This is a genomic window from Streptomyces diastatochromogenes, assembly GCF_002242805.1.
GTDB classification, from domain to species: Bacteria; Actinomycetota; Actinomycetes; order Streptomycetales; family Streptomycetaceae; genus Streptomyces; species Streptomyces diastatochromogenes.
This window is the reverse complement of record NZ_MCGQ01000104.1, coordinates 1-5,024: the sequence shown is the minus strand read 5'-3', so window position 1 is coordinate 5,024 and position 5,024 is coordinate 1. Positions and strand designations below refer to the sequence as shown.

Below are 5,024 nucleotides of genomic sequence, written 5' to 3'. Positions count from 1 at the left end.
ACCATGTACTGGGCGATGCGCGCGCCGCCCTCGACCGGTCGCAGGACGGTGCCGACCATGCCGCCGCCGTCGGCGGTCATGACGGCGGAGGGGTTGAGGAGACCGACGAGGGCTGCGATGTCTTTGGTCTCCCATGCCTCTTTGACGTGCCTCACCACGTCGGCCTGGCCGGTCGCCGTCTCCGGGGCGCGCGCCACGCTCACCCGCTGCCGGGCGGAGGCCGCCAGCTGCTTGCAGGCCGCAGGGGTCCGGCCGAGAACGTCGGCGATCTCGGCGAACGGGTACCGGAAGACGTCGTGCAGGACGAACGCCACCCGCTCGGCGGGCGTCATCGACTCCAGGACGACGAGGAAGGCCATGGCCACCGACTCGTCCAGGACGATCTGGTCGGCGGGGTCCGCGGGGCCGGTGGGGTCGGCGCCGCCCGCGTGGTCCCACTCGGTGCGGTCGGGCAGCGGCTCGGGCAGCCACGCGCCGACATAGCGTTCACGGCGGGCCCGCGCCGAGCCGAGCAGGTCCAGGCAGATGCGGCTGGTCACCGTCGTCAGCCAGGCGCCGGGGGACAGGATCTCCTCCTGCCGGCTTCGTGGCAGCGCGTACCAGCGTGCGTAGGCATCCTGTACGGCGTCCTCGGCCTCGGTCACCGAACCGAGCAACCGGTAAGCGACATTGATCAGTTGGCGTCGCTCGCCGGCTATCTCCTCTGCGCTGGTATCGACAGTCCCCATGCTTCCGGCCGCCCCCTCGCCTTACCTTTCGCAGGCCCGCGTCGTCGGGTTGGTGAGACCTTATCGATCTACTGCCCGAGGGCGGAAAAGGGGACCGTGACATGGCCACTCAGGTGACGGCGAACGCACAGCGCAGCTCCTCGTTCCTGCAGATCGCGATCGCCCTGCAGACCCTGACCATCTTCCTCCAGGCGGTCTCCGCCGGACTGCTGCTGACCTCGTCCTACGGAGAGACGCTGCACGGTGTCGGAGCCCGTGTGATGTACGGGGCGTCGATGCTGTACGTGCTCGCAGCGGTGCTGGCGTGGAAGCCGGGCGGCGGCTCGCCCCGTCCTGTCTGGCACGCGTCCGGTTTCCTCGTGCTGGCCTCGGTCCAGGTCGTGCTCGGCATCGCGCACGTCCCGTCGGTCCATCTCCCCCTGGGTGTCTTGATGTTCGGTCTGAGTGTGCTGGCGCTGGCTCGGCGCTGAGGTCCGATACGGGGCCCACCGGGATCAACTAGTGCCGTATCAGGCAACGCTTGCCCTGTTGTGATGTGACGCGTCGCTCGGGTGCTGGCGCACCGGTGCGTGACCATGAGTCGGTCCGGGTGGCAGAAGGTGTGCGGGTTCGTGAGATCGATGACGATGAAGGCCGAGGTTGCCGCAAAGCCCGGCACCTGGATCGGTGTTCCGGACTCCGCACTCTTGTCGATCTCGCGGGTCAGCCTTCGAAGGGACGCGGGGCGCGCAGGTGCGCCCGTTCCTTCAGCTCCTCCTCGTCGACCAGCCTGAGCATCGGCTGACCCGGCGCGCACAGCATGGTCACCACGAACTGGGTCGGTGCGTCCGACAGGGCGTTGCCGTCCTGGTAGTGGATCACGTCACCGCCTGGCTCCCAGAACGTCCCACCGGCCTCGACCACCCGCTCGGGCTCACCCTCGAGCTCGAACCGGACCGCGCCCTCCATCACGTAGCCGAACGACGGGCCCGAGTGGCGATGCGGAGGGAGCCCGGGGTGACCGGGAGGCCACTCGACGAGGATGGTCATTCCCGAACCACCTTCGGGAAAGAAGGGCGGAGTGACTTCCTGCAGCAACTTGACTTCGGGCGGCAAGGAGACCTCGTGGGCGCTCCCGTGCTCTGGGTTCTTCGCTGACATCTACCACACCTCCGTAAGGCTGCCGGGAATGGACGATCTCGCGTCGGCTACCGCATTCCGGACCCGTGTACCGACCCACTCGTTCGGCGGTGACCAAGTTCGCCGGTTCCCGGCTCACACCTCGCTTCGCGATAAGGACAAGCCACAGCCCGCATCCGTGACAGGCCGTGTGCCTTCTGCTTCGCCCAAACGGTCTCGACACCACCCTGCCTCCCGTCGGCGGCCGCCACAATCCGGGAGCCAGCGGCATCGAGACCGCATCGCGCCGTGTCATCGGCGGGCATCCAGCGCCGTATCAAGCAGCGTCTGCCCTGTTGGGATCTGACTCGCCGCTCGGATGCCGGCGCAGGCGGTGCGTCATCATGAGTCTGTCCGGGTGGCAGAACGTGTACGGGTTCGTGAGATCGATGACGATGAAGGCCGGAGGTAGCTGCGGATCATCCGCAGAGGCACCGGCTCGGTCGTGTCGTGGCGGCGGGCCCAGATGGTGCTGCTGTCAGCACAGGGCATGGCGGTGGCGGATATCGCCGAGGTGACGTTCACCAGCGCGGACCGGGTCCGCGATGTGATTCACGACTTCAACACCGACGGCTTCGAGGCGCTCTACCCCAAGTACAAGGGCGGTCGCCCGAGGACTTGTACGCTGCCCGAGCGGCGCGAGGTCAAGAAGATCGCCAACGTCGAGATCGCCCACACCCCGACCAACAGCTCCTGGCTCAACCGCATCGAGGCCCAGTTCACCGCCCTGCGCTACTTCACCCTCGACGGCACCGATCACGCCAGCCACAAGGAGCAGGGCAGCATGATCCGGCGCTACATCATCTCGCGAAAATGCCGCGGCTTGCGAACCACTCTCACGCATGACCACATGAGCCTGGCGTTCGGCACCACTCATTTCGTTAGGAGGCCTTCGTGGGCCTAGCCGCTGGCTGCCGGCCTCGACGGCCGTCGTGTTGGCGGTGGTCTCCTGAGCGGCCCGGCCCGCGCCGCTGGATAGGGTCGGGGTGTGGAGCGCAGCGGCAGAGAGCCGGACGACGTGTTCGCCGGGGAAGCGCGGGGCGAGCTGTCGCCGCGGGCGGCCCGGGCGCTGTGGTGGGGGTCGGCCGCTCTGGTGCTGTCCGTCCTTGGCAGCTCGGTGGTTGTCGCCGGCGCGGGGCACGGCCGACGACTGCCCGTGGCCGTGGTCCTGGTCCTCGCTCAGGGCTGCGCCCTGAGGTGGCAGGCGCGCGTCCCGGTCGCCGTGCTGGCCGTGAACGCGGTGACGGGGCTGGCGGTGTGGGCGCTGCTGCCCGCGGTGACCTTGACGGGGGCACTGCTGGCGGCGCAGGTTGCGTTGTGCGTGCTGTCGGCCACCAGGCCGCGGTGGGTGTCGGTGCGGGCGCTCGCGGCGATGTGGCTGCCGGCGCCACTGGCGTTCGAGGCGGGCGGGGCTGCGGGGCTGGCGGTCTACCTGCTGACGGTGGTCCTGGCGTGGACCACGGGGCAGTGGCGCAGGGCGCAGCAGGCACGGCGGAGGGCGGAGATGCGGCGGGCTGTGGTGGAGGAGCGCGCGCGGATCGCGCGCGAGGTACACGACGTCGTGGCGCACACCCTGTCGGTGATGGTCATTCAGGCGGGCGCCGCTGATGATGTGTTCACCCAGCGGCCCGAACAGGCCCGTCAGGCGTTGCGGGCCATTGAGACGGGCGCTCGTTCGGCGCTGGGTGAACTGCGCCTGCTGCTACGGGCGTTCGGGCCCCATGCGGAGGAGGACGGGGCCGGGGAGCAGCGGGAGCCGGGGCCTTCGCTCGCGGGCCTGGACGAGCTGGCCGACACCGTGCGTGCGACCGGGATGACCGTGCACGTGCACCGCGAGGGTGCCACCGAGGGGCTGCCCGCCGCGGTGGACCTGGCGGCGTACCGGATCATCCAGGAGGCCCTCACCAACACGCTGCGCCACGCGGCCGACGCCGACGAGGTGAGCGTGCGCGTGACGGTCGAAGGAGAGTGTGTGCAGGTCACGGTGGTCGACAATGGGCGTACGCCGCGGGGCGGTTCGGCCGCGGCTGGAGCGGGACGAGGTCTTGTCGGGATGAAGGAGCGCGCACGGCTCGTGGGCGGCAGCCTACGCGCCGGTCCGCTGCCCCAGGGCGGCTTCGAGGTGGCGGCGCGGCTGCCGGCGGAGCGCGTGTCATGACGTTGCGCGTGGTGGTGGCCGACGACCAGGCCCTGGTCCGTACCGGATTCCGTATGATCATCGACGCCCGGGACGACCTCGAGGTGGTCGGTGAGGCGTCCGACGGCCGGGAAGCGGTGCGGCTGACGCGGGAACTGGCGCCCGACGTGGTGCTGATGGACGTACGCATGCCCGTCGTGGACGGCATCGAGGCGACCCGGCAGATCGCGGAGTCGGGTAGTCGGGCCCGGGTGCTCGTGCTGACCACCTGGGACGTGGATGCGCACGTGGTTGCCGCTCTGCGGGCCGGGGCGAGCGGCTTCCTGCTGAAGGACATGCGCCCCGCCGAACTCGTCGACGCGATCCGCCTCACCGCGCGCGGCGACGCACTGCTGGCGCCTACCGTGCTGAGCCGCGTCCTCGACCGGTTTCTGCGCACCGTGCCCGACCCGGGCCCGCCGCCCTCCCTGCGGAACCTCTCCGGCCGCGAGCGGGAGGTGCTCACCCTGATCGGGCAGGCGCTGTCGAACGCGGAGATCGCCGAGCGGCTGCGCCTGTCGGAGGCCACCGTCAAGAACCATGTCACCGCGGTGCTGCGCAAACTGGGCCTGCGCGACCGCGTCCAGGCCGTCGTCGCCGCCTACGACCACGGCCTCGTGCGGCCGCGCGACCCCTGACGGCAGGCCGCGCCACCCCCGACGGCGGGCCACGTCGCCCTGACGGCACCGCCTCCTCCTCAAGGAGGAGGCCGGGCCGTAGTCCTCCCCAGCTCCCAGTGCCAGGCCGTTCCCGTGGCCGATCCGCGGCAGGGGTGCCCGGCCATAGCGTCGAGGTGTGATCGACGACCTGGCCTGCCTCATGTATCTGCTCGCCCGCGACGACGCGGCCGAAGGCCCGTATGACCGTTCCCGGACGGAGCTGCTGGTCCGCGCCGCCGCCCTGGTCGACCTCGCGCTGCGCGGCCGGCTGGGGGAGGCGGACGGCACGGTCACCGTGTCCGG

The 5,024-nt window shown here is 70.4% G+C and carries 6 protein-coding genes and 1 pseudogene; 5 read left to right on the top strand and 2 right to left on the bottom strand.

Annotated features, from left to right (window positions below; all coding sequences use genetic code 11):
• Positions 1–728: sigma-70 family RNA polymerase sigma factor (locus BEK98_RS46105; RefSeq protein WP_094222791.1), on the bottom strand; the 728-nt coding region annotated here is incomplete at its 3' end.
• 101 nt (positions 729–829) lie between these two features.
• Here BEK98_RS46105 and BEK98_RS46100 point away from each other — a divergent pair.
• A complete protein-coding gene (locus tag BEK98_RS46100; protein ID WP_094222788.1) occupies positions 830–1,198 on the top strand; it encodes a hypothetical protein in 369 nt (122 codons plus the stop codon).
• 232 nt (positions 1,199–1,430) lie between these two features.
• Here the strand turns inward: BEK98_RS46100 and BEK98_RS46095 are convergent, their stop codons facing one another.
• Positions 1,431–1,868, bottom strand: a complete 438-nt coding sequence (locus BEK98_RS46095; protein ID WP_094222787.1) for a cupin domain-containing protein — start codon at positions 1,866–1,868, stop codon at positions 1,431–1,433.
• Between the two features lie 430 nt (positions 1,869–2,298).
• Between BEK98_RS46095 and BEK98_RS46085 the strand changes: the two genes are divergently transcribed.
• The 4 genes and pseudogenes from BEK98_RS46085 to BEK98_RS50625 all read left to right on the top strand — a co-directional run.
• A complete protein-coding gene (locus BEK98_RS46085) occupies positions 2,299–2,790 on the top strand; it encodes a helix-turn-helix domain-containing protein (protein WP_425276665.1) in 492 nt (163 codons plus the stop codon).
• 84 nt (positions 2,791–2,874) lie between these two features.
• Positions 2,875–4,044 carry a sensor histidine kinase gene (locus BEK98_RS46080; protein WP_208643428.1) on the top strand — a complete coding sequence of 390 codons (1,170 nt, stop codon included), beginning with the start codon at positions 2,875–2,877 and terminating at the stop codon, positions 4,042–4,044.
• Positions 4,041–4,700, top strand: coding sequence for a response regulator (locus tag BEK98_RS46075; protein WP_094222786.1), 660 nt, complete (start codon positions 4,041–4,043; stop codon positions 4,698–4,700). Before BEK98_RS46080 ends, BEK98_RS46075 begins: the two co-directional genes overlap by 4 nt.
• 157 nt (positions 4,701–4,857) lie before the next feature.
• Positions 4,858–5,024, top strand: a pseudogene (locus BEK98_RS50625) (GPP34 family phosphoprotein); the annotation flags it as partial.

Bases quoted from the DNA above. Each gene is read 5' to 3' on its own strand.
- BEK98_RS46100 (WP_094222788.1), top strand. From the start codon at position 830: ATGGCCACTCAGGTGACGGCGAACGCACAGCGCAGCTCCTCGTTCCTG.
- BEK98_RS46075 (WP_094222786.1), top strand. From the start codon at position 4,041: ATGACGTTGCGCGTGGTGGTGGCCGACGACCAGGCCCTGGTCCGTACC.
- BEK98_RS46095 (WP_094222787.1), bottom strand. From the start codon at position 1,868: ATGTCAGCGAAGAACCCAGAGCACGGGAGCGCCCACGAGGTCTCCTTG.